The sequence below is a fragment of the Pantoea sp. S61 genome, from assembly GCF_016625145.1.
In the GTDB taxonomy this organism is placed as follows: domain Bacteria; phylum Pseudomonadota; class Gammaproteobacteria; order Enterobacterales; family Enterobacteriaceae; genus Pantoea; species Pantoea rwandensis_B.
In genome coordinates this window covers 1-23,846 of sequence record NZ_JACVUO010000032.1, presented here as the reverse complement: position 1 = coordinate 23,846, position 23,846 = coordinate 1, and the positions used below count along the sequence as shown (strand labels likewise).

The 23,846-nt window shown below is 54.2% G+C and carries 22 protein-coding genes; 6 read left to right on the top strand and 16 right to left on the bottom strand.

Going from position 1 to position 23,846, the window contains the following annotated elements:
• Positions 1–117 precede the first annotated feature (117 nt).
• Positions 118–4,008, bottom strand: a complete 3,891-nt coding sequence (gene purL / locus IAE30_RS28645; protein ID WP_200681497.1) for a phosphoribosylformylglycinamidine synthase — start codon at positions 4,006–4,008, stop codon at positions 118–120.
• A gap of 271 nt (positions 4,009–4,279) precedes the next feature.
• Here purL and mltF point away from each other — a divergent pair, with 271 nt between their 5' ends.
• Positions 4,280–5,737, top strand: coding sequence for a membrane-bound lytic murein transglycosylase MltF (gene mltF / locus IAE30_RS28640; RefSeq protein WP_038645371.1), 1,458 nt, complete (start codon positions 4,280–4,282; stop codon positions 5,735–5,737).
• Here mltF and tadA read toward each other — a convergent pair.
• On the bottom strand, positions 5,734–6,228 hold the full coding sequence (tadA, locus tag IAE30_RS28635) for a tRNA adenosine(34) deaminase TadA (protein WP_072017009.1): 495 nt from the start codon (positions 6,226–6,228) through the stop codon (positions 5,734–5,736). The genes mltF and tadA overlap by 4 nt on opposite strands.
• A gap of 56 nt (positions 6,229–6,284) precedes the next feature.
• Entirely contained in the window at positions 6,285–6,923 is a 639-nt protein-coding gene (gene yfhb, locus IAE30_RS28630) for a phosphatidylglycerophosphatase C (RefSeq protein WP_200681496.1), read from the bottom strand.
• Positions 6,924–7,127: 204 nt separating this feature from the next.
• On the opposite strand from yfhb, the gene IAE30_RS28625 reads away from it, so the two are divergent.
• A complete protein-coding gene (locus tag IAE30_RS28625; protein WP_038645367.1) occupies positions 7,128–7,967 on the top strand; it encodes a MurR/RpiR family transcriptional regulator in 840 nt (279 codons plus the stop codon).
• A 412-nt stretch (positions 7,968–8,379) separates the two neighbouring features.
• Positions 8,380–8,628: a YfhL family 4Fe-4S dicluster ferredoxin gene (locus IAE30_RS28620; RefSeq protein ID WP_034825627.1), complete on the top strand. Its 249-nt coding sequence runs from the start codon at positions 8,380–8,382 to the stop codon at positions 8,626–8,628.
• Here the strand turns inward: IAE30_RS28620 and acpS are convergent.
• The 11 genes from acpS to rpoE form a co-directional block, all read right to left on the bottom strand.
• Complete coding sequence (gene acpS / locus IAE30_RS28615; protein ID WP_045833994.1) at positions 8,625–9,005, bottom strand: holo-ACP synthase; 381 nt, start codon at positions 9,003–9,005, stop codon at positions 8,625–8,627. The two genes, IAE30_RS28620 and acpS, sit on opposite strands and share 4 nt — an antisense overlap.
• Complete coding sequence (pdxJ, locus tag IAE30_RS28610) at positions 9,005–9,736, bottom strand: pyridoxine 5'-phosphate synthase (RefSeq protein ID WP_034825624.1); 732 nt, start codon at positions 9,734–9,736, stop codon at positions 9,005–9,007. The genes acpS and pdxJ overlap by 1 nt, the downstream gene beginning before the upstream one ends.
• A gap of 70 nt (positions 9,737–9,806) precedes the next feature.
• Positions 9,807–10,535, bottom strand: a complete 729-nt coding sequence (gene recO, locus IAE30_RS28605) for a DNA repair protein RecO (protein WP_038645361.1) — start codon at positions 10,533–10,535, stop codon at positions 9,807–9,809.
• A gap of 3 nt (positions 10,536–10,538) precedes the next feature.
• Positions 10,539–11,441, bottom strand: a complete 903-nt coding sequence (gene era / locus IAE30_RS28600; protein WP_034825620.1) for a GTPase Era — start codon at positions 11,439–11,441, stop codon at positions 10,539–10,541.
• 54 nt (positions 11,442–11,495) lie between these two features.
• Positions 11,496–12,176, bottom strand: coding sequence for a ribonuclease III (rnc, locus tag IAE30_RS28595; RefSeq protein ID WP_038645358.1), 681 nt, complete (start codon positions 12,174–12,176; stop codon positions 11,496–11,498).
• 132 nt (positions 12,177–12,308) lie between these two features.
• Positions 12,309–13,280, bottom strand: coding sequence for a signal peptidase I (lepB, locus tag IAE30_RS28590; RefSeq protein ID WP_200681495.1), 972 nt, complete (start codon positions 13,278–13,280; stop codon positions 12,309–12,311).
• Between the two features lie 9 nt (positions 13,281–13,289).
• Positions 13,290–15,089 (bottom strand): translation elongation factor 4, encoded by a 1,800-nt coding sequence (gene lepA / locus IAE30_RS28585; protein ID WP_038645354.1) that lies wholly within the window; start codon positions 15,087–15,089, stop codon positions 13,290–13,292.
• A 218-nt stretch (positions 15,090–15,307) separates the two neighbouring features.
• Positions 15,308–15,772 carry a SoxR-reducing system protein RseC gene (gene rseC, locus IAE30_RS28580; RefSeq protein ID WP_038645352.1) on the bottom strand — a complete coding sequence of 155 codons (465 nt, stop codon included), beginning with the start codon at positions 15,770–15,772 and terminating at the stop codon, positions 15,308–15,310.
• A complete protein-coding gene (gene rseB, locus IAE30_RS28575; protein WP_034825608.1) occupies positions 15,769–16,725 on the bottom strand; it encodes a sigma-E factor regulatory protein RseB in 957 nt (318 codons plus the stop codon). The genes rseC and rseB overlap by 4 nt, the downstream gene beginning before the upstream one ends.
• Positions 16,725–17,384, bottom strand: coding sequence for an anti-sigma-E factor RseA (gene rseA / locus IAE30_RS28570; RefSeq protein WP_038645350.1), 660 nt, complete (start codon positions 17,382–17,384; stop codon positions 16,725–16,727). Before rseA ends, rseB begins: the two co-directional genes overlap by 1 nt.
• Positions 17,385–17,411: 27 nt before the next feature.
• On the bottom strand, positions 17,412–17,990 hold the full coding sequence (gene rpoE / locus IAE30_RS28565; RefSeq protein ID WP_038645348.1) for an RNA polymerase sigma factor RpoE: 579 nt from the start codon (positions 17,988–17,990) through the stop codon (positions 17,412–17,414).
• Between the two features lie 442 nt (positions 17,991–18,432).
• On the opposite strand from rpoE, the gene nadB reads away from it, so the two are divergent.
• Positions 18,433–20,052 carry an L-aspartate oxidase gene (gene nadB / locus IAE30_RS28560; protein WP_200681502.1) on the top strand — a complete coding sequence of 540 codons (1,620 nt, stop codon included), beginning with the start codon at positions 18,433–18,435 and terminating at the stop codon, positions 20,050–20,052.
• Here nadB and IAE30_RS28555 read toward each other — a convergent pair.
• Entirely contained in the window at positions 20,037–20,786 is a 750-nt protein-coding gene (locus tag IAE30_RS28555) for a tRNA1(Val) (adenine(37)-N6)-methyltransferase (RefSeq protein WP_200538077.1), read from the bottom strand. The genes nadB and IAE30_RS28555 overlap by 16 nt on opposite strands.
• A gap of 137 nt (positions 20,787–20,923) precedes the next feature.
• Between IAE30_RS28555 and srmB the strand changes: the two genes are divergently transcribed.
• Positions 20,924–22,252, top strand: coding sequence for an ATP-dependent RNA helicase SrmB (gene srmB / locus IAE30_RS28550; protein ID WP_200538076.1), 1,329 nt, complete (start codon positions 20,924–20,926; stop codon positions 22,250–22,252).
• 196 nt (positions 22,253–22,448) lie between these two features.
• On the opposite strand, the gene grcA is transcribed toward srmB, so the two are convergent.
• Positions 22,449–22,832: an autonomous glycyl radical cofactor GrcA gene (gene grcA, locus IAE30_RS28545; RefSeq protein ID WP_038645342.1), complete on the bottom strand. Its 384-nt coding sequence runs from the start codon at positions 22,830–22,832 to the stop codon at positions 22,449–22,451.
• Positions 22,833–23,096: 264 nt separating this feature from the next.
• Between grcA and ung the strand changes: the two genes are divergently transcribed.
• A complete protein-coding gene (ung, locus tag IAE30_RS28540; protein WP_038645341.1) occupies positions 23,097–23,774 on the top strand; it encodes a uracil-DNA glycosylase in 678 nt (225 codons plus the stop codon).
• Positions 23,775–23,846 lie beyond the last annotated feature (72 nt).

Genomic DNA, 23,846 nt, shown 5'->3' with positions numbered 1-23,846 from the left:
GTCGCCAATTTCCGACAGTTTTGCAAGCCAGCCAAAGTCAGTCATGGAGTGAGTGAGTGAGGCCTGACGGGCAAAAGAAAGGCCGCCTTGCGGCGGCCTCTGATGCTGCTGGCTAAATTAGCCCAGCTGCTTGCGTGCGTTACGGAAGATACGCATCCACGGGCTGTCTTCGCCCCACTCTGCTGGGTGCCAGGAGTTGCTCACGGTGCGGAACACGCGCTCTGGGTGCGGCATCATAATAGTGACGCGACCGCTTTCGTTGGTTACCGCAGTGATGCCGTTCGGCGAGCCGTTCGGGTTGGCTGGGTAATTTTCGGTCACTTTACCAAAGTTGTCCACGAAGCGCAGCGCCACCAGACCTTTGCTTTCCAGCTGGGCCAGATGTGCACCGTCACGCACTTCCACGAAACCTTCACCGTGCGACACGGCAATTGGCATATGAGAACCGGCCATACCGTCCAGCAGCAACGATGGGCTCGCAGCCACTTCGACCAGGCTGAAACGTGCTTCAAACCGCTCTGACTGGTTACGTACAAAGCGTGGCCACAGTTCGCTGCCCGGAATCAGCTCACGCAGATTCGACATCATCTGACAGCCGTTACACACGCCCAGCGCCAGCGTCTGTGGACGGTGGAAGAAGTTTTCGAACTCATCACGCACACGGCCGTTGAACAGAATCGATTTCGCCCAACCTTCACCTGCACCCAATACGTCACCGTAAGAGAAGCCACCGCACGCGACCAGCGCCTGGAACTCTTCCAGGCCACGGCGGCCCGCCAGCAGATCGCTCATGTGCACATCGACTGCGGTGAAACCAGCACGGTGGAAGGCAGCCGCCATCTCAACGTGGGAGTTCACGCCCTGCTCACGCAGTACGGCAACACGAGGACGAGCGCCTGTTGCAATCATCGGCGCAGCAACATCTTCTGCTGGCTTGAAGGTCAGATGGACGTTCAGGCCAGGATCGTTGTCGTCTTTCTTCGCTTCGTGCTCTTGATCGGCACAGGCAGGGTTGTCACGCAGACGCTGCATCTGCCAGGTGGTTTCTGCCCACCAGGTACGCAGCGTGGTACGGCTTTCGCGGTACACCGCGCTGTCGCCAGAACGGATGACAAAGCGATCGCCCGGCAGTGCCTGACCAATCACATGCACATTGCTGCTCAGACCATGGTCGGCAAACACTTTCTCAACGGCTGCACGATCAGCGGCATTAATCTGGATCACTGCACCCAACTCTTCGGTGAACAGTGCAGCCAGCGCATCGTTACCCAGCGCGGCGATATCGGCTTCGATACCGCAGTGACCGGTGAAGGCCATTTCAGCCAGCGTGACCAGAAGGCCGCCATCAGAACGGTCATGGTAAGCCAGCAGCTTCTGCTCGGCCACCAGCGCCTGAATAGCGTTGAAGAAGCCTGCCAGCTGCGATGCATCTCGCACGTCGGCTGGCTTATCGCCTAACTGACGATAAACCTGTGACAGCGCAGTAGCACCCAGGGTGTTTGCGCCGTTGCCCAGATCAATCAGCATCAGCAGGTTATCCTGGTCAGCTTGCAGTTCAGGCGTTACGGTGCGGCGCACGTCTTCTACACGCGCAAAGGCGGTGATCACCAGCGACAGCGGCGAGGTCATCTCACGCTCTTCGGTACCCTGCTGCCAGCGGGTTTTCATCGACATCGAGTCTTTGCCTACTGGAATCGTGATGCCCAGCGCCGGACACAGTTCTTCACCGACCGCTTTCACTGCCGCATATAAACCGGCATCTTCACCCGGGTGACCCGCTGCCGCCATCCAGTTCGCAGACAGCTTCACACGCTGCAGTGAACCAATCGCGGTGGCCGCCAGGTTGGTCAGCGCTTCACCGACCGCTAAACGGCCAGATGCAGCGAAGTCCAGCAAGGCTACTGGAGCGCGTTCGCCCAGTGAGAAGGCTTCGCCGTGATAGCTATCCAGGCTAGCGGTGGTCACTGCACAGTTCGCTACCGGGATCTGCCATGGGCCGACCATCTGGTCACGCGCCACCATACCGGTTACCGAACGGTCACCGATGGTAATCAGGAAGGTTTTCTCTGCCACAGTTGGCAGATGCAGTACGCGATTAACGGCTTCAGCCACGGTAATACCGCCACGCACCAGCGCATCGCCTTTTGCCTGCTGAGTGGCAACATCACGCGTCATCTTCGGCGTTTTGCCCAACAGCACGTCCAGCGGTATGTCGATAGGGTTGTTATCGAAGTGGCTATCCGCCAGGTTCAGGTGCAGCTCTTCGGTGGCTTCACCGATCACCGCATATGGCGCACGCTCACGCTTACACAGCTCGTCAAAAAGCGCCAGCTGAGCCGGTGCCACCGCCAGCACATAACGTTCCTGAGATTCGTTACACCACACTTCCAGCGGGCTCATGCCTGGCTCATCGTTGAGGATGTCGCGCAGGTTGAAGTTACCACCACGGCCGCCATCGCTCACCAGCTCTGGCATGGCGTTCGACAGACCGCCTGCACCCACATCGTGGATGAAAAGAATCGGGTTGGCTTCGCCCAGCTGCCAGCAACGATCGATCACTTCCTGGCAGCGACGCTCCATTTCTGGGTTGTCGCGCTGGACTGATGCAAAATCCAGATCCGCATCAGACTGACCAGACGCCATTGAAGAGGCTGCTCCGCCGCCGAGCCCAATGTTCATCGCAGGCCCGCCGAGCACGATCAGTTTCGCGCCAACGACGATCTCACCCTTCTGCACGTGGTCAGCTCGGATGTTACCAATACCGCCCGCCAGCATGATCGGCTTATGGTAGCCACGCAGTTCTGAGCCATTATGGCTGTTCACGCGCTCTTCATAAGTACGGAAGTAACCGTTCAGTGCAGGACGGCCAAATTCGTTGTTGAACGCTGCGCCGCCCAGTGGGCCTTCAGTCATGATATCCAGCGCGGTAACAATACGCTCCGGCTTACCAAAATCTTCTTCCCACGGCTGTTCAAAACCAGGAATACGCAGGTTAGAGACGGAGAAACCGACCAGGCCCGCTTTTGGCTTCGCGCCACGTCCCGTTGCGCCTTCATCACGGATTTCACCGCCGGAACCGGTCGCAGCACCTGGCCACGGCGAAATCGCGGTGGGGTGGTTATGGGTTTCCACCTTCATCAGGATATGCGCCTCTTCCTGATGGAAGGTGTATTCGCCCTTCTGCGCATCGGCGTAGAAGCGGCCCACTTTTGAACCTTCCATCACCGCGGCGTTGTCTTTATAAGCAGACAGCACGTGCTCAGGATTATGCTCAAAGGTGTTTTTAATCATTTTAAACAGCGACTTCGGCTGTTTTTCACCGTCGATAATCCAGTCGGCGTTGAAGATTTTATGACGGCAGTGCTCGGAGTTTGCCTGAGCAAACATATAGAGCTCGATGTCGTTCGGATTACGGCCCAGTTTGGTGAAGGCATTCAGCAAATAGTCGATTTCGTCATCGGCCAGCGCCAGGCCCAGCGTGGTGTTGGCCTGTTCCAGTGCAATGCGACCGGCACCCAGCACATCAACGCTTTTCAGCGGCTGTGGTTCATGATGCGCGAACAGCTGCTGTGCTTCATTCAGGTCACCGAACACGGTCTCCATCATGCGGTCATGTAGCAGGCTAGCCAGCTGTTGCCATTGCGCTTCCGTCAGCTGCGGTGCCTGCACATAGAAGGCCATGCCGCGTTCGAGGCGGATAACCTGGGGCAGATCGCAGTTGTGCGCGATATCGGTGGCTTTTGATGACCACGGAGAAATGGTGCCGGGACGCGGCGTCACCAGTAACAGACGCCCTTGTGGCGCGTGCTCGGCGAGAGAAGGACCGTATTTCAGCAGACGTTGCAGGCGGGCATGTTCATCCGCACTGAGCGGTGCACTGACATCGGCAAAATGGACGTACTCGGCGTAAATATCACTCACTGGCAGGTGAGCGTCCTGAAAGCGGGTCAGCAGTTTGTTTACACGAAATGCCGACAGAGCGGGCGAACCACGCAGAATTTCCATCATCAAAGATCTCTCGTCTTCGAAGCGCCGGGCGACGCTTCATTGGGCGCAACAGGGGAAAACGGGCGGTATTATAGAGAAACAGCACGGGTTACGAAACCGTTTGCGCATAAAATCTGGCACTCAGCATTTGGCTGAATTTTGCACAATTCTTGCTATATAAGTTGCCCTGCTGCGCTTTGTTGCGCAAAATGCCCATCGCTCTGGGAGTGAAAACAACATAAATACTGCCTTTTAAAAGACAGAGGCCTGTGAGCCATTACGAGACAACTATTTGAAACGCCTGAAAATAAACTATCTGCTGATCGGTCTGATCACCGTGCTGCTTGCGCTGGCACTGTGGCCTTCCATCCCCTGGTACGGGGGCGGAAAAGACGCGTTATCGCAGATTAAATCACGTGGAGTGCTGCGCATCAGTACCGTCAACTCCCCGCTGACTTACTACACCATCAATAATGCACCAGCCGGTATGGATTACGAGCTGGCGAAACGCTTCGCCGATTATCTTGGCGTCAAACTCGAGGTTACGGTGCGTCCGAACCTCGGCGATCTGTTTGACGATCTGGATGATGGTAAGGCGGATTTGCTCGCAGCTGGGCTGATCTACAACGGTGAACGCCTTGCCCACTATCAAAGTGGACCGAGCTACTACTCTGTTTCGCAGCAGTTGGTGTACCGCATTGATAAGCCACGGCCGAAGACGCTCGGCGATTTGAAAGGCCGCCTGATTGTGCAGTCCGGTTCGGCATATCTGTCAACATTACGTTCCGCCAAAGCTGACAGCTATCCCGATCTCGATTGGGCGATCTCTACCGATCAGGGACAGAAAGCGCTGCTGGAAGCCGTCGCCGACGGCAAGCTGGATTACACCGTGGGCGATTCGGTCACCATCGGCTTATTGCAGCGCATCCATCCGCAGCTGGCCGTCGCATTTGACATCACCGATGAAGAACCGGTTACCTGGTATCTGCCACGCAATGATGATGACAGTCTGAATGCGGCAATGCTCGACTTCTATAGCCAGATGGGCGAAGAAGGCACAATGGCGCGCCTCGAAGAGAAGTATCTCGGTCACGTTGGCACTTTTGATTACGTGGATACCCGCACCTTCCTGCGCGCGATTGATAACACGTTGCCGGATATCAAACCGTTGTTTGAGAAATACGCGGCGAGCATGGACTGGCGTCTGCTGGCAGCCATCTCTTATCAGGAGTCGCACTGGAATCCGCAGGCGACCTCGCCGACCGGCGTGCGCGGTATGATGATGTTGACGCGTAACACCGCTGACAGCCTCGACGTCAACGATCGCCTTGATCCTGAGCAGAGCATCCGTGGCGGCAGCGAATACCTGCAACGTATGATGGAGAAGGTGCCGGACACCATTCCTGATGATGAGCGCATCTGGTTTGCATTAGCGGCATATAACATGGGCTATGCGCACATGCTGGATGCCCGCAAGCTGACGGCCAAACAAGGCGGTAATCCTGATAGCTGGGCCGATGTCAAACAGCGTCTGCCGATGCTGAGCCAGAAGCGTTATTACGCGCAAACCTCCTACGGCTACGCGCGCGGCCATGAAGCCTACAACTATGTAGAGAACATCCGTAAGTATCAGATCAGTCTGGTGGGATATCTGCAGGAACAGGAGAAGCGCATCGCTCAGCAGTCGGCGCTGGAAGCCGAACTGGGCGCCGGTTACCCGGCGGTCGAACCTAAGATTGCGATGAACTAACCTTCGCGCTGCGCCTGCCGCAGCGCTTTCTTTTGCTCGCGGCGCATGCGGAAGAAATCACTTAACATCCCGGCGCACTCGTCCGCCAGTACACCGCAATCAATCTGAATCTGATGATTCATGCCTGGATGACCAATCACGTCCATGAGCGAGCCCGCTGCGCCCGTTTTCTCATCCTTTGCGCCATAGACGAGCCGCGTAATGCGGCTGTGCACCATCGCACCGGCGCACATCACGCACGGCTCCAGCGTCACATACAACGTGGTGTCGAGCAGGCGATAGTTTTCGAGAATTTTACCGCCCTGGCGCAGCGCCATGATCTCGGCATGCGCGGTCGGGTCGCACTGACCAATCGGCCGATTCCAGCCTTCACCGATCACTTTGTCGCCCTGCACTAATACCGCGCCCACCGGCACTTCGCCCTGTTCCCACGCGCGACGCGCCAGCTCCAGCGCATGGCGCATCCAATATTCATCAGTTTGTGGGTTCACCGGGCAGCTCCTGCGGATTTAGAGGCGGCGCATTATAGACGGAATCGCCGCATGATTCACTCCAGCTGTTGCAGCTCACCGCGTGATGTTACCCGCCAGCGATGCTGGCAGAAGAACAGCAGCGGGTTATCCTGTTTACTGTCGCTGTAACCGCTGTAGAGTTGCAATGGTGTACCAATCTTCTCTTCGAGTTGAGCAACCTTCTCATGCCCGAGGCAACGCATGGCTAATACGCGCCCCCCTAAACCGGGTTGCATCTGGCTGGCAATCAGTTGAACGCGCGGCAGAAAGGCCGAATCGAAATAGACCTGCTCCACCAGTGATTGTGGCGAACCGGTGATCAGCCACACATCCGCATCATCGCTGCTGAGATAATCCGTCAGACGTTGTTGCACCACCGGAAAAGCGGTGACGCGCTGGCGGAACCATGTCGCGAACGCGGCCTCACGCTGACGCAGGCGCAGCTCACTGTGGCCGAAGGTAATGGCCCACAGCAGCAAGCTCATTGGCCAGCGTGCAGCGCGCCCTTTAAACAGCATTCCCAGACCAATCACCGGCAACAGCGGCACCACCAGCAACAGGTTGATCGGCTGACGTCGCAGCAGATAACGCATATAGGTGCCAAACATGTCCTGCTGATGCAGCGTGCCATCGAGATCGAAAAACACCACGCGGCGTTGCGTACCCTTTGTCAAACTCCACTCCTTATCTTTCCTTTCTACGGCTTGCCCTACAGTGTAGCCAGCTTCAACGGCGGGAGCGAAAGCAGTCATTTTTAATTCCAATGACCACAATGCCAGCTGAATAGTTTATTCTTTGTGTCGGCGTGCTGTCATTAAAACCTGACGGTGCGAAAAGAGACTAAGCTCAAGCGGGATTAGATGGATTAAGGATCGAACATGAGTTCATTGCTGCGAATTCGCCAGCTCTACCCTCGACTGGCGCTAAATGAGCGTCGGCTGGCGGATTTTTTGCTGTCGCAGCCGGATCGGGCACGGCATCTGAGTTCACAAAAACTGGCTGAGGAATCAGGCGTCAGCCAGTCGAGCGTGGTGAAGTTTGCCCAAAAATTGGGCTATAAGGGATTTCCTGCGCTGAAACTGGCACTGAGTGAGTCGCTGGCGGATCGTGACGCCATCACCGTGCACAATCATATTCTCAGCGACGATCCCCTCAAAGTGGTCGGCGAAAAATTACTGACTGAGAAAATTTCCGCTATCCGCGCCACGCTGGATATCAACAGCGAAGAGAAACTGCTGCAAACCCTGCAATTGCTGAAAAACGCCAACCGCATTTTGTTAGTGGGCATCGGTGCGTCGGGGTTAGTGGCGAAAGATTTCTCATGGAAGCTGATGAAGATTGGCATCAACGCGGTCGCTGAGCAGGATATGCATGCTTTACTGGCGAGCGTGCAGGCGATGGCACCGGGAGATGTGCTGCTGGCGATTTCCTATACCGGTGAGCGGCGTGAAATTAACCTTGCGGCGCAGGAAGCCGCGCAGTTGGGAGTCGACGTGCTGGCGTTTACCGGCTTTACTCCCAACTCACTGCAACAGTGCGCGACAATTTGCCTGTACACCGTTGCCGAGGAGCAAAGTACGCGCAGTGCCGCAATCTCATCCACCAGTGCACAACTGGCGCTGACCGACCTGCTGTTTATGGCGTTGGTACAAAACGATCCAGAGCGCGCTTCCAGCCACATACGGCATAGTGAAGAGTTGGTAAAAAAATTGGTGTGAGATGAAAAAGGCCGCTATTCGGCCTTTTTGCTTTGCGTGGTGGGATCGTGACGGCAGGCCTGGCGGCTCGCATGCTGCAGGTTATGCAGGCAGTCATCGCATAAAGAGGCATCATCTGACATCCAACGCGCCAGCCAACCTCGCGCAACACCGCAATGAATACATTGCTGCTTTAAAAACATGTCTTTCAACGCGTTAATTTTTTTCATAGTACTTACGACAAGCGTTCACACTGATAATTTCAGCACAAAATGATAACTCAGAGTTTTCCTGATGCCTGGCTGACTTATAGCGAATTCTGCTTCAGTGAGCTTAATTCCCGCTTTGTTTGATCCAGCACAACAAACCCTGCGCCTGCAGAAGCCGATTTTATGATAAGGTGCGCGCCTTCTTTCTCAGGCTAACGGCGATCATGGCTTTACTCATTACGGCGAAATGCATCAATTGCGATATGTGCGAACCTGAATGCCCGAACCAGGCTATAAGCTTAGGTGAGATGATCTATGAGATTGATGTCGACCGCTGCACCGAGTGCGTAGGTCATTATGATGTGCCGACCTGCCAAAGCGTCTGCCCGATTGATAACACCATCATTTCTGACCCACAGCACCCGGAAACCCGCGAGGCGCTGTGGGAGAAATTTGTCGTGTTGCACCCTTAGTCTTCGATGATCACCGTTGCGCAGGCGTAGTGGCGCTCATCGGCCAGGGTAACATGCACATGTTTCACGCCCAACTGGCTGGCAATCACTTTTGCCTGTTCGAAAAAGCGTAAGCCCGGTTTGCCAAGCGCATCGTTGTACACTTCGAATTGATTAAAGGCCAGGCCACTGCGAATTCCGGTACCAAAGGCTTTGGCCGCCGCTTCTTTCACCGCAAAACGTTTGGCAAGAAAACGCACCGGCTGCTGGTGCGCCTGATACTGTTGCCACTCGGCTTCGCTTAAGACGCGACGCGCCAGACGATCGCCGGATCGCTCAATCACACCGGCAATACGTTCAATTTCAACGATGTCACTGCCGAGTCCAAGAATCGCCATTAGCGACGCGCTTCCCGCATCAACTGCTTCATCTCTGACACCGCATCCGCCAGGCCACTGAACAGCGCACGGCCAATGATAGCGTGACCAATGTTAAGCTCGTGCATCTCCGGCAGTTCCGCGATCGGTTGCACATTGTGATACGTCAGACCGTGACCGGCATTAACCTTCAAGCCCAGGCTGGCTGCAAACGTGGCCGCTTTGCGAATGCGAGACAGCTCGGCTTCACGCTCCAGCCCTTCCGGTGCTTCCGCGTAGGCGCCGGTGTGGATCTCAATGTAAGGTGCGCCGCTGGCAACGGCCGCTTCAATCTGGCGATGATCGGCATCGATAAACAGCGACACCAGGATACCCGCTTCGCTCAGCAGGCGAACCGCTGCGTTGATTTTGTCCTGCTGACCCGCCACATCTAATCCGCCTTCGGTGGTCACTTCCTGGCGCTTTTCTGGCACCAGACACACGAAGTGCGGCTTGATGTCGCAGGCAATGTCGATCATCTCATCGGTCACCGCCATCTCCAGATTCATGCGCGTCTGGATGGTGTCGCGCAGAATACGCACATCGCGATCGGTGATATGACGACGATCTTCACGCAGGTGCACAGTGATGCCATCTGCGCCCGCCTGTTCAGAAACAAACGCAGCCTGGACTGGATCGGGATAATTCGTGCCACGTGCGTTACGTACGGTGGCGATATGGTCAATGTTGACCCCTAACAGCAACTCAGCCATGACAATCCTTAAATAGGTTCAGTGTGTTTGCAGTGTACCGTGCTGAGCATATCAGGCGGTACGACCAGCGCTAGTCGTTTGCCACATCGGGCTTCTTTTTTGGCACAAACTGGCGAAACAATTCCTGGCTCTTCAGCGGTTTTCCGCCCAGATAAGGCTTAAGCGCCATACGCGTGAACCGCTTGGCAGCACGCAGGCTGTCGGCATCAGGAAACTCACGTGCCCACAGCGCACGCAGCTGGCGACCGGTGAAACTGCGTTGGTTCACCACCAGGCTGGCGATAAAGCCCTTCTCTTCACGGTAGCTGTACGTCATGCCGTCATCGATCTCTTCACCACTGCCCGCACAGTGCAGGAAATCCACGCCGTAACCCAGATGGCCCAGCAGCGCCAGTTCAAAGCGACGCAGCGCCGGTTCAGGCGTGCCGCTGCCTGCGGCCAGCATCTGGATGCAATGGAGATAATCAAAGAAAAGATCGGAGAAAGGAATTTCCTGCTCAAGCACGCGGGACAGCAGTTCGTTAACGTACAGCCCGCAATAGAGCGTGATGCCACTGAGCGGTAATGCCAGCGACACCGCTTCGGCGCTGCGCAGCGTTTTGACTTCGCCACGCCCGCCCCAACGCACCAACAGCGGCGTGAAGGGTTGGAGTGCACCTTTGAGTTGGGAACGGCGCGAGCGTGCGCCTTTGGCGAGGACGCGGACGCGCCCTTCGCTTTCGCTGAACAGATCGAGCAGGAGGCTGGTTTCGCTGTAAGGGCGACTATGCAGCACAAAGGCGCGTTGCCAGCCTTCCATCAATTATTCGTCTGTATAGCCCAGGCTGCGCAGTGCACGTTCGTCATCCGCCCAACCCGATTTCACTTTAACCCACAGTTCGAGATGCACTTTAGCTTCAAACATCTCTTCCATGTCTTTACGCGCTTCAATACCGATGGTTTTAATCTTGGCGCCTTTGTTGCCAATCACCATCTTCTTCTGCCCTTCGCGCTCGACGAGGATCAGACCGTTGATGTCATAGCCACCACGATCGTTAGAGACGAATTGTTCGATTTCCACGGTCACTGAGTAAGGCAGTTCGGCACCGAGGAAGCGCATCAGTTTTTCACGGATGATCTCAGACGCCATAAAGCGCTGTGAGCGATCGGTGATGTAATCTTCCGGGAAGTGATGGTCAGATTTCGGCAGGCATTTACGCGCGATAGCGGCAATCGCATCGACGTTTTTACCGCTTTCCGCCGAGATCGGCACGATCTCAAGGAAGTTCATCTGCTGGCTCAGGAACTGCAGATGCGGCAGCAGAATGGTTTTATCCTGAATATTGTCGACCTTGTTAACGGCCAGCACCACCGGCACTTTGCCGTCGCGCAGCTTGTTCAAGACCATTTCATCGTCCGGCGTCCAGCGGGTGCCTTCAACAACAAAAATCACCAGCTCCACATCACCAATTGAGCTGCTGGCAGCACGGTTCATCAGGCGGTTAATCGCCCGCTTCTCTTCCATGTGCAGCCCTGGGGTATCCACGTAGATCGCCTGATAAGCGCCTTCGGTGTGAATGCCCATGATGCGGTGACGCGTGGTTTGCGGTTTACGCGAGGTGATCGACACTTTCTGCCCCAATAACTGGTTCAGTAAGGTGGATTTGCCGACGTTTGGTCGGCCGACAATCGCGATAAAGCCGCTGTGTGTTTCGATTTCGCTCATTCGAGTCCTGACTTGGGCAGCGTCGCTGTCGACGCTGCGATATGACTATGTATTTTATTCGAGACCAAGCTTAATTAATGCCTGCTCAGCGGCAGCTTGCTCTGCTTTACGGCGGCTGGAACCTACACCCACCACCGGGTCTGCCATGCCACTCACCTGACAGTGAATGGTGAATTCCTGATCGTGGGCTTCGCCACGCACCTGCACCACCAGATAAGAAGGCAGCGGCAGGTGACGCCCTTGCAGAAACTCCTGCAGACGCGTTTTTGGATCTTTTTGCTTATCACCCGGGCTGATCTCATCAAGGCGATTTTGATACCAATCGAGAATCAATTTCTCAACGGTTTGAATGTTGCTGTCGAGGAAGATACCGCCAATCAGCGCTTCAACCGTATCAGCAAGAATCGATTCGCGACGGAAACCGCCACTCTTCAACTCGCCCGGTCCAAGACGTAAACATTCGCCGAGTTCAAACTCACGCGCCATCTCTGCCAGAGTATTGCCCCGCACCAGCGTAGCGCGCATGCGGCTCATGTCACCTTCATCCACACGTGGGAAGCGATGATAAAGCGCATTGGCTATCACATAGCTGAGAATAGAATCGCCAAGAAACTCAAGACGTTCATTGTGCTTACTGCTGGCACTGCGGTGAGTCAATGCTTGCTGCAGTAGTTCCGGATGAGTAAAAGTGTAGCCCAGTTTGCGCTGCAGCTTGTTAATAAGGATGGGGTTCATGCGATTCCAGTTATTCTGTGCGTCTGTAACTCTGCATACGAAACAGGGCTGAGCTTCCAACACGTTCTGTTTCGTGTGCAGTGGCCCCCCGAAAGAGGCCAACCGTGTTGCCCACCGCAGTGGGCATAATGCTTAGTGGATTCCGCCGATGCGACTTAAGCGCACGCCCGTTGGCCACTGTCCTTCTTGTTTCTCAAAGCTCATCCAGATAGCCACCGCTTTACCGACCATATTCTTCTCAGGCACAAAGCCCCAGTAGCGGCTGTCGGCGCTGTTATCGCGGTTATCACCCATCATGAAATATTGCCCTTCCGGCACGATCCACGTGGATTGCGGCTGACCCGGCTGCTGATAATACATGCTTGCCTGGCTCTGCGCTTCGTTTACTAACAGGATATCGTGCGTCACCGTGCCCAGCGTCTCTTTACGTGTTCCCAGACGCAGGCCGCCCTTCATGGTTTCGCCCTGTGGTGCTTCAAAGAAGCCGTTGCCGGTTTCATTGCCATCAAAGCCGCTGAAGGTTTGAATGAAGCGGCTTGGCTCCACGTTGGTATAGGTGATCGGCAACGCAGTATCGCATTTGCCTGTGCCACAACCCGGGTTAACCGTCAGCGTTTTGCTGTAAGGATCAAACACCACTTTGTCGCCCGGCAGACCGATAACACGTTTAATGTAATCGACGCTCGGATCTTTCGGGTATTTAAACACCGCCACATCACCGCGCTGCGGATGACCCGTTGGGATCAGCGTGGTTTGAGTAATCGGATCTTTGATGCCGTAAGCAAACTTCTCCACCAGAATAAAATCACCAATCAGCAACGTCGGCATCATGGAACCTGATGGGATCTGGAACGGCTCAAAAATAAATGAGCGAACGATCAGTACCACCGCCAGCACCGGGAACACCGATGCCGCCGTTTCTACCCAGCCTGGCTGAGCCGCCACTTTGGCCAGCGTTTTGCCGTCCAATGTGTTGCCCGCCTGCGCTTGTGCAGCTGCCTGCTTAGCACGACGCGCCGGAGCCCATTTAAAGCGATCGATACACCAGATAACACCCGTTATTAGCGTGGCGATCACCAGAATCAGGGCGAACATATTAGCCATTAAAATTCCTTATTTGCTGTCTTTACCGACATGCAGAATGGCAAGGAATGCTTCCTGCGGCAGCTCAACGTTGCCGACCTGCTTCATTCGCTTCTTACCGTCTTTCTGCTTCTGCAACAGTTTCTTCTTACGGCTCACGTCACCGCCATAGCATTTCGCCAGGACGTTTTTACGCAGCTGCTTGACCGTTGAGCGAGCGATAATGTGGTTGCCGATTGCCGCCTGAATCGCAATATCGAACTGCTGACGTGGGATCAGATCTTTCATCTTCTCCACGAGGTCGCGGCCACGATACTGAGAGTTATCACGGTGGGTAATCAGCGCCAGCGCATCTACACGTTCTGAGTTAATCATCACGTCGACACGCACCATGTCAGAGGCCTGGAAACGTTTAAAGTTATAGTCCAGCGATGCATAGCCGCGAGACGTTGATTTCAGACGGTCGAAGAAGTCGAGTACCACTTCTGCCATCGGGATTTCATAGGTCAGCGCAACCTGTTTACCGTGGTAAACCATGTTGGTCTGCACACCGCGTTTCTCAATACACAGGGTAATCACGTTGCCGAGGAACTCCTGCGGCAGCAGCATGTGACACTCGGCGATCGGTTCGCGCAGTTCTTCAATATTGTTCAGTGGCGGCAGCTTGGATGGGCTATCGACATAGACAGTTTGACCATCGGTCGTCAGCACTTCATAGACAACCGTCGGCGCAGTGGTGATCAGGTCGAGATCGTATTCACGCTCCAGACGTTCCTGAATGATCTCCATGTGCAGCAGGCCAAGGAAGCCGATGCGGAAGCCAAAGCCCAGCGCCGTTGAACTCTCTGGTTCGTAGAACAGTGAGGCATCGTTCAGGCTCAATTTGCCCAGCGCATCACGGAATGCTTCATAGTCATCAGAGCTGATCGGGAACAGACCGGCATAAACCTGTGGCTTCACTTTTTTAAAGCCTGGCAACACTTTGTCAGCAGGATTTCGCTGCAGCGTTAAGGTATCGCCTACTGGCGCGCCGAGGATGTCTTTGATTGCACACACCAACCAGCCCACTTCACCGCAATTGAGTTCATTACGGTCAACCTGTTTCGGTGTAAAGATGCCTAAGCGATCAGCGTTATAGGTCTGACCGGTGCTCATCACCTTCACCTTGTCGCCTTTGCGCAGCGTACCGTTCTTGATACGAATCAGTGACACAACGCCCAGGTAGTTATCGAACCATGAGTCGATGATCAGCGCCTGCAGCGGGCCTTCCGGATCACCTTCCGGTGGTGGGATATCACGCACCAGACGCTCAAGCACATCCGGAACGCCAACGCCGGTTTTTGCCGAGCAGCGCACGGCATCAGCCGCATCAATACCAACGATATCTTCAATCTCTTCCGCCACGCGCTCAGGATCGGCCGCAGGCAAGTCGATTTTGTTCAAAACCGGTACCACTTCCAGATCCATTTCCATTGCGGTGTAGCAGTTCGCCAGCGTCTGTGCTTCAACGCCCTGACCTGCATCGACCACCAGCAATGCCCCTTCACAAGCCGCTAACGAGCGGGAAACTTCATAGGAGAAGTCAACGTGGCCGGGAGTATCGATAAAATTGAGCTGGTAAGTTTCACCGTTCAGCGCTTTGTAATCGAGCGTTACGCTTTGCGCTTTGATGGTAATGCCGCGCTCGCGCTCCAGATCCATAGAATCCAGAACCTGCGCCGCCATCTCACGATCGCTGAGGCCACCACAAATCTGAATCAAGCGGTCAGAGAGCGTTGATTTGCCGTGGTCGATGTGTGCGATGATGGAGAAATTTCGTATGTGCTTCATTTATATGAATATCTTCACGTAAAAAATCAGTGGAAAACTTGAGCACAGACACATTCAGGAAAGTGAGCTTTACCCGGAATCCTGTCAGCCTCATTAATGACGACGCATATTACACTGTTAACGCCGCGCGTTAAAGAATGGAACTGTGGGGAATCGCAACAGATTTCAGCGGGTAAGCCTAAATGAAAAAGCCGCGCGTTGCGCGGCCCTGGCAGGGATCAACCTTCATTTTCTACGCGTATGGCATCGGGCGGTAACGCAACGCTGAGGATGATCGGCTGAAAGGCTTCCCGATGACCGAACACGCTGGAAACCCCTTTAGCCACAATAAAGCCACCAATGCCGCCTAACAGCGCACCGCAGGCCGCCGCCAGATCACTGTGGAACAGCATCTGAAACAGACCTGCGACTAAAAACAGGCCAAACAGCGGCGTCATGTAAACCAGCAGCGCTGAACCCAGCAGACTGCTTTCACGGATACCCAATTCAATGCGCTGTCCGGGCTGTAAAGGCTCCGGGCTGGCAATGGTCATGACATGAGCATTTTTCGGCCCAAGTTGATTGAGCGCGTGGCTGCCGCAGCCTTTGCGGGCTGAACAGCTGTTACAGGAGGTTTTCGCTTCCGAGTGCAGCGTGGCAATGCCTTTTTCCCACGCCACCACGGTGGCCCATTCTCTCATCATTTTTGTGCACCTGAATCTATGCTGTCCGCGATACGTTTGGCCGTTGCAGGCGGTAATTCGCCCACCACGGTGATTTCACGATTATCGCGCACTTCTGTCTGCACCGTACGACGCCCAGTGCGCAATGACTGCGGCACACTGCTTTTATCGGCAGGCGTAATGTTGATAGCAAAGCTGAATAAGCCATCGCTGTACAGACGAGATTCTACGGTTTTATTCATGGCTGGCATATCGCGGCGACTCTGCGAAATCAGTGTCATACCCGCAGGCAACCAGCCTGGCTGCCAGCTGAGCTGCACTTTATCGCCCGCCGGTAATGACAGCGTTGGCGGCAGATTGGCTTTTTCCAGCCCCTGCATCAGATTACGCACGCCTTCATCCACCGCAAAGCTGATGACACGGAACTGCTCCAGCGTTTCACCATCGCGATCCAGCAAATCGATGCGTAGCGGCAATTTAGTATCAACATCCAGCCACACGACATAGCTGTAACGCGTGCCATCACGCGACACGATGCGCACCACTTCGCACATTTGATCGGCCATACGCGAACGTCCTACCGGAATAAAATCGTAGGCATCACCAAGGCGGGAGAAATCAGCAAACATCAATGCAGGCAGCGCATCAATAATGTGATTGCCCGGTAGCGAGAAGGGATCAAGCCCTGGCTCGAAGTAGCTGATGTCATTGCCACGCTGAATCACTTCACGACGCGGCCCATCCATCTGCAACAGTTGGGCAAAGATACGATTATCGATAACTGCATGACGATAACGCAGAGATTCAATGCCAAGACGAGAGACATTGATGTAGGCGAATTCGTAGTTGAGGTTCTGGCTTGCCTGCTCCATCTGCTGTAACAACGCCCCGGAAGCAGATGTCTGCGCCGGGGCGGTGGAGGACCAAAGCAGGCTGCCTGCCAGCAGGCTAACGGCACACCAAAGTTGCTTCATTACTGCTGTTGAGTTCCTAACGACTGATTTCCGGGAACGTTAGCTTGCGCCTGCTGTGGATCATTCTTTTGATCGAACTGGACCTGATCAGCATGCAGACGGCGTTGCAGTTCATAGTCCTGCAGCATGGCATTCACACGACGACGCTGTTCCTGCACCTGCTGGTTAGAGCTATTGGTGTCAAACGCGTCAGAAGGGACGCCAAGACTAACAGGAGAAGCTTTACCCATCATCGGCAGCGTATTAAACGCTGGAGAATCTGAGGTTTCCGTTGCGCTGCTGCCAGGCTGAGTATTGTAGTGCTGAACACCTACAATCACTGCCAGCGAGACACAGGCAGCCACACCAATCTGCGCCAGTTGTGCAGTCCAGGTGCCGCCACGGCGCCAGAACGGCATTTTCTCCCAGCGTGATGGCTCAGGCTGCGCTTCAGGAATCAGCGGAGTCACTTTGCGCAATGGCTCATTTTCAATGGCCGCTGCAACGCGTGCGGAGATATCAAAATGCAGCACTTCACCGACATCACCTCGTAAGGTGTCGCGGATTAGATGGTAGCTCTCCCAGCTTTTTTGAAGATCTGCATCCTTCGACAACGACGCCAACAGCTCGTTATCGAGAGTTTCACCATCCATTAAAGCGGAAAGTTTTTCTTTCTGCATGCTTTGGTACCCTTCCAGTAGCCGTTATCACTGACGTTGGATAAGCGGTTGAACTTTATTATCAATGGCCTCTCGGGCACGGAAGATACGCGAACGAACGGTACCCACCGGGCAATCCATGATGGCGGCAATCTCTTCGTAACTTAAACCATCCAACTCCCTGAGGGTGATGGCCATACGCAGATCTTCGGGAAGCGCCTCAATGGTCCGAAAAACAATTTGTTTCAGTTCCTCTGACAACATTAAGTTCTCAGGGTTCGAAATTTCTTTTAATGCACCCGCACTTTCGAAATTTTCTGCATCGATCGCATCCACATCGCTGGATGGCGGACGACGCCCCTGAGCCACTAAATAGTTTTTTGCTGTATTCACCGCAATGCGGTACAGCCATGTATAAAAGGCGCTATCGCCACGGAAAGATTCCAGTGCGCGATACGCTTTAATAAAGGATTCCTGAACCACATCAGGCACATCGCCTGAAGGGACATAACGTGAAACCAGGCTCGCCACTTTATGCTGGTATCGAATAACCAGTAAATTAAATGACTTTTGATCTCCCTTCTGAACCCGCTCAACGAGAACCTGATCCGTTAACTGCTCGCTCATCCGAGGTAATGTCTCCCCAAATCTCTTTTTATGCGTAAGTGAACTGCCAGCACATCTCATTGTTCTGAGCAAGCATGCGCTTAGAGTCATATGTTGGCCTGAAGTTCACCACGACCAGATATTTTCCGTATCGGAACCACGACATCATTGTTGTTGATTGTCTTTCAGTGTAGCGACTTGCTACGCCGTTGGCGTCATTTGCGGCACCGATAATCGCTGGGAGAGTACCCTATGACGCCCTAATTTTCATCTTTATTACCTGAATTTTCAGAGTGTTTGGTATAAAAAACACGATGTGCCTATTTTCGGACATAACTTACTGAAATCGCGTGATTATGTCGCTGCTCTGGATAATTTTACCGCGTAATTTGTTCAAAATACTTCACAGGCCCGGCTTCCAGGCTTATGCTCGGGAAACCTTTTGTTTAGTAAATTAAACACCATGACGTCGAATCCTGATTACCAATGTGATGTGTTAATTGTGGGTAGCGGTGCTGCAGGCCTGTCTCTGGCGCTGCGACTGGCACCCTATTACCAGGTGACCGTGTTAAGCAAAGCACAGGTGAACGAAGGTTCGACGCTGTATGCCCAGGGCGGTATCGCCGCGGTGTTTGATGAAACAGACAGCATTGAATCTCACGTCGAAGACACCTTGATCGCCGGTGCTGGCTTGTGTGAACGTGAAACCGTTAGTTTTATTGCCAGCAATGCGCGCCATTGCGTGCAGTGGTTGATTGATAACGGCGTGGCCTTCGACAAGGAACCGCAGAGTGACGGCGAAGCGCGTTACCATCTGACGCGCGAAGGTGGGCACAGCCATCGTCGAATTCTGCACAGCGCCGATGCCACTGGCCGCACGGTTGAAACCACGCTGGTGAGCCAGGCGCTGAGCCATCCCAACATCCGCATTATTGAACGCACTAACGCCGTTGGTTTAATTCTTTCCGATAAACTGGGGCTGCCCGGTAAGCGTCGGGTAGTGGGTGCGTGGATCTGGAACCGCAATCGCGAACAGGTGGAAACCTGCCGTGCTCGCGCGGTGGTATTGGCCACTGGCGGTGCAGCAAAAGTATATCAGTACACCACCAACCCGGATGTGGCCTCTGGTGATGGTATTGCGATGGCATGGCGTGCTGGCTGCCGTGTCGCCAATCTGGAATTCAATCAGTTTCACCCCACCTGTTTATTCCATCCTCAGGCACAGAACTTTTTGCTCACGGAAGCGTTGCGCGGCGAAGGCGCATGGTTGCTGCGCCCGGATGGTACCCGCTTTATGCCTGATTTTGACGAGCGTGCCGAACTGGCCCCGCGCGATATCGTGGCGCGCGCTATCGATCATGAAATGAAGCGTTTGGGTGTCGATTGCATGTATCTGGATATCAGCCACCAGCCAGAGAGTTTTGTCCGTGCGCACTTCCCGATGATCTACGAGAAACTGCTGACCTTCGGACTGGATCTGACCAAACAGCCCATTCCCATTGTTCCTGCCGCGCACTACACCTGCGGCGGCGTGATGGTGGATCAGCAGGGCCGTACCGATGTCGATGGGCTGTATGCCATTGGCGAGGTGAGCTATACCGGCCTGCACGGTGCCAATCGTATGGCATCGAATTCTTTGCTGGAGTGTCTGGTGTATGGCTGGTCTGCGGCGGAGGACATGATTCGCCGCTTGCCGGATGTTGCTGCCGTCGAGCAACTGCCGGCCTGGGATGAAAGCCGGGTCGATGACGCGGACGAACGCGTCGTTATTCAGCACAACTGGCATGAACTGCGCCTGTTCATGTGGGATTACATGGGAATTGTGCGCACCACCAAAAGGCTTGAGCGCGCACTGCGCAGGATTAATTTACTGCAGCAGGAAATTGATGAGTACTACGCGCATTTCCGTCTATCCAACAACCTGCTGGAGTTACGCAACCTGGTGCAGGTGGCGGAGTTGATGGTGCGCTGTGCGCTGGAACGCAAAGAGAGCCGTGGCCTGCACTTTACGCCTGATTATCCCGATCAACTCTCTGAGGCTTTACCGACTCAGCTCCAGCCAGAGCATTATCGGAACAGATAAAAATCACTCACCAGACTCAGCCAGTCAGCCGAGTAGCTCTTATCTTCATCACGAATGGCGAGACGTTCCAGCAACGTTTCGCCTGCTGTTGGCGAGAAACCTAATACCAGACGATTCGGCGGACGTTGTGCATAAGCCGCCACATCGTAGCGATACCGCAGATGCCAGCCTTCGGCCAGCGCCAGCTGAATGAGATTTTCTCCGGCATCCTCGGGCAGCACCACGCAAAAGAGACCTTCTTCTTCAATTAACTGAGCAGCACAGCGTAATAATGTGGGATGGTCCAGCGCGGTGGTACTGCGCGCGTTATCACGCTCTGCGCTGGCTGACGCGGTTCCCGGCGAAAAAAAAGGCGGGTTGCTGACAATCAGGGAATAACGTTTTTCAGATTGCTCGCTCCAGCTGACGATGTTTTGTTGATGCACCGTGATGCGATCGGCCCAGGGAGAAGCCTGCACATTTTCTTCAGCCTGGTTAGCCGCACTGGCATCCAACTCGACCGCATCCAGCATCACCTGCTTTGGCGTACGCTGTGCCAGCATCAGCGCAATCAATCCGCTGCCGCAGCCAATATCCAGAATTCGTCGCGCGCCGGCCACCGGCGCCCAGGCACCCAGTAACACGCCATCAGTGCCGACTTTCATCGCACAGCGGTCATGCGCCACGAAAAATTGCTTAAAGGTAAAACCATCTTTTCTTAACATTGCCCGCGTCTGCGGCTGGTCCTGAGACATACTTCACTACCGTTGAATTATCTACTGCGGGAAGTGTAACGTGGTCGTGAGGGGAATTCACCTTCACCTGCTGCACACAAACAGATGAAGATTATGTCTGTTCTGTCTATAATCAGCGCCCCAAACTGAGGTAGACCATGACCGTAACCACATTCTCCGAACTCGAACTTGACGAAAGCCTGCTGCAAGCGCTGCAGGAAAAAGGCTTCACGCGCCCCACTGCCATTCAGGCTGAGACCATTCCTGCCGCGCTGGAAGGCCGTGACGTTCTGGGTTCGGCGCCAACCGGAACGGGGAAAACCGCTGCTTTTCTGCTGCCCGCTTTACAGCATCTGCTCGACTTCCCACGCAAAAAATCGGGCCCGCCACGTATTCTGATCCTCACGCCAACCCGCGAACTGGCGATGCAGGTTGCCGATCACGCACGTGAGTTGGCTAAACACACTCACCTGGATATCGCCACCATCACCGGTGGTGTGGCTTATATGAACCACGCCGAAGTATTCAGCGAAAACCAGGACATCGTGGTGGCCACCACCGGTCGCTTGCTGCAGTACATCAAAGAAGAAAACTTTGACTGCCGCGCGGTTGAAACGCTGATTCTGGATGAAGCCGACCGCATGGTCGACATGGGCTTCGCGCAGGATATTGAAACCATCGCAGCGGAAACCCGCTGGCGCAAACAGACGCTGCTGTTCTCCGCCACGCTGGAAGGCGAAAATATCAAAGACTTCGCCGAGCGCCTGCTGAACAATCCGGTATCAATCGAAGCAGATCCCAGCAAAAGCGAACGTAAAAAGATTCAACAATGGTTTTATCGTGCTGACAACCTTGAGCACAAAACCAAGCTGTTGGTGCATCTGTTAAAACAGCCTGAAGCCAAGCGCGTGGTTGTGTTTGTGCGTAAACGCGAACGTCTGCATGAACTGGTGACCTGGCTGCACGAAGCCGGCATTCGTACCAGCTATCTTGAAGGTGAGATGGTGCAGGTAAACCGCAATGAAGCGATTAAACGTATCAACGAAAATCGCGTCAACGTGATGATTGCGACCGATGTTGCGGCACGCGGAATCGACATTGATGACGTCACTCACGTCATCAACTATGACCTGCCACTCACTGCCGATATCTACTTGCACCGCATTGGTCGTACGGCGCGTGCTGGACGTAAAGGCACGGCGATTTCGTTGGTTGAGGCACATGACCATGTGCTGCTGGGTAAAATTACCCGTTATATCAACGAGCCGATTAAAGCGCGCATCATCGAAGAGTTGCGTCCGGAATCGCGTGCACCGAGTGCTAAAGTCACGGGTAAACCGTCGAAAAAAGCCCTTGCGAAGCGTAAAGAGCGCAAAGAGAAAGAAGCTGAAAAACCGCGTGTTAAGCAACGTCATCGCGACACCAAAAATGTCGGTAAACGTCGTAAGGCGAGCGGCAGCAGCACACCAGAGAGCGGTGCAGAATAAATCAGCACGCACTCAATAAAGCGCCTCTGATGAGGCGTTTTTTTTATCTTTAGCCTGCCAAAATAGCGCTTCGGTTATATTTTTCCTGCCAATCGCCCATCCAGCAGTCCCTTTCAGGATCGATAAAAACAAAAAAGCCGCGCCGAAAGGTATCGGCGCGGCTGGATTGCTGTGTGACTTTTCGTCAGCCGATCAATTACAGACTTTCAGTGAAAGTACGGGTAATCACATCGCGCTGCTGTTCAGGGGTAAGCGCATTAAAGCGCACCGCATAACCAGACACACGAATGGTCAGCTGCGGGTATTTTTCCGGATGCTTAACCGCATCTTCTAAGGTTTCGCGACGCAGCACGTTGACGTTCAGGTGCTGGCCACCCTCAATACGCACCTCGGGTTTCTGCTCTAGCGGGATTTCACGGTAAGCAATGTCGCCCAGATCGCTAATAGCAACGATCTGATCTTCCGTGAAATCGCCTTTTGCGCACAGGCAACGGGCTTCCGCTTTCTCATCATCCAGCAACCAGAATGAGTTCAGCAGTTGTGGGTTATTGGCCTGAGTAATTTGAATACCGGTAATCATAGTGACCTCCAGGGCTTTAGTGCGCGATATTTGATATCACGCGGTGAATCCATTGATCTGACACATTGATATATCACCGGGGCTTTGGGTCTGTTTTGACCTGTATCAATTATGCTGCCAGGCAAAACACGCCTCATCGCTAACAAATTGATTTAAAACCATTCCGCTCAAAAACTTTCTCTGCAATTTTTCAAATTATTTTTACCCTTCTGCTGCCGCGTGCGACACGTTAAGCTAGGCGCAAATTTTTGCAGGGAGTTAAAGATGGCTGAGAAGCTGACCTGGCACGACGTGCTGGCTGAAGAGAAAGAAAAACCTTACTTCGTCGAAACCTTAAAAGCGGTAGCCAACGAACGCGCAGCAGGTGTGACCGTTTATCCACCGCAAAAAGACGTGTTCAATGCCTTCCGTCTGACTGAGCTGGGCGACATTAAGGTGGTGATTCTGGGTCAGGATCCTTATCACGGCCCTAATCAGGCGCACGGTCTGGCGTTCTCTGTGCTTCCCGGCGTGCCCACTCCTCCTTCGCTGCTAAATATGTATAAAGAACTGGAGAAGGATATTGCGGGCTTTACGCGCCCACAGCACGGCTTCCTCGAAAGCTGGGCCACACAAGGTGTGATGCTGCTGAACACGGTGCTAACGGTAGAAGCCAGTAAAGCGCATTCCCACGCGCGATTCGGCTGGGAAACCTTTACGGACAATGTGATAAGCGCGATCAATCAACATCGGGAAGGCGTGATTTTCTTGCTGTGGGGTTCGCATGCGCAGAAGAAAGGCAGCATTATCGATACGCAACGTCACCATGTTTTAAAAGCGCCGCACCCCTCACCGCTTTCCGCCCATCGCGGCTTTTTTGGCAGTAAGCACTTCTCGCAGGCGAACGCGCTGTTAAGCCAGTCCGGCCAGACGCCCATCGACTGGATGCCCGTTCTGCCTTAAAAATAAAAACGGCCGCAATCAGCGTAATGCCGATCAGTTAAGACAAAAATGATCGGTTGAACGATCCGGCAG

Coding starts and splice junctions, on each gene's coding strand:
- purL (WP_200681497.1), bottom strand. CDS start 4,008: ATGATGGAAATTCTGCGTGGTTCGCCCGCTCTGTCGGCATTTCGTGTA.
- IAE30_RS28625 (WP_038645367.1), top strand. CDS start 7,128: ATGAGTTCATTGCTGCGAATTCGCCAGCTCTACCCTCGACTGGCGCTA.
- IAE30_RS28620 (WP_034825627.1), top strand. CDS start 8,380: ATGGCTTTACTCATTACGGCGAAATGCATCAATTGCGATATGTGCGAA.
- acpS (WP_045833994.1), bottom strand. CDS start 9,005: ATGGCGATTCTTGGACTCGGCAGTGACATCGTTGAAATTGAACGTATT.
- pdxJ (WP_034825624.1), bottom strand. CDS start 9,736: ATGGCTGAGTTGCTGTTAGGGGTCAACATTGACCATATCGCCACCGTA.
- recO (WP_038645361.1), bottom strand. CDS start 10,535: ATGGAAGGCTGGCAACGCGCCTTTGTGCTGCATAGTCGCCCTTACAGC.
- era (WP_034825620.1), bottom strand. CDS start 11,441: ATGAGCGAAATCGAAACACACAGCGGCTTTATCGCGATTGTCGGCCGA.
- rnc (WP_038645358.1), bottom strand. CDS start 12,176: ATGAACCCCATCCTTATTAACAAGCTGCAGCGCAAACTGGGCTACACT.
- lepB (WP_200681495.1), bottom strand. CDS start 13,280: ATGGCTAATATGTTCGCCCTGATTCTGGTGATCGCCACGCTAATAACG.
- lepA (WP_038645354.1), bottom strand. CDS start 15,089: ATGAAGCACATACGAAATTTCTCCATCATCGCACACATCGACCACGGC.
- rseC (WP_038645352.1), bottom strand. CDS start 15,772: ATGATGAGAGAATGGGCCACCGTGGTGGCGTGGGAAAAAGGCATTGCC.
- rseB (WP_034825608.1), bottom strand. CDS start 16,725: ATGAAGCAACTTTGGTGTGCCGTTAGCCTGCTGGCAGGCAGCCTGCTT.
- rseA (WP_038645350.1), bottom strand. CDS start 17,384: ATGCAGAAAGAAAAACTTTCCGCTTTAATGGATGGTGAAACTCTCGAT.
- rpoE (WP_038645348.1), bottom strand. CDS start 17,990: ATGAGCGAGCAGTTAACGGATCAGGTTCTCGTTGAGCGGGTTCAGAAG.
- nadB (WP_200681502.1), top strand. CDS start 18,433: ATGACGTCGAATCCTGATTACCAATGTGATGTGTTAATTGTGGGTAGC.
- IAE30_RS28555 (WP_200538077.1), bottom strand. CDS start 20,786: ATGTCTCAGGACCAGCCGCAGACGCGGGCAATGTTAAGAAAAGATGGT.
- srmB (WP_200538076.1), top strand. CDS start 20,924: ATGACCGTAACCACATTCTCCGAACTCGAACTTGACGAAAGCCTGCTG.
- grcA (WP_038645342.1), bottom strand. CDS start 22,832: ATGATTACCGGTATTCAAATTACTCAGGCCAATAACCCACAACTGCTG.
- ung (WP_038645341.1), top strand. CDS start 23,097: ATGGCTGAGAAGCTGACCTGGCACGACGTGCTGGCTGAAGAGAAAGAA.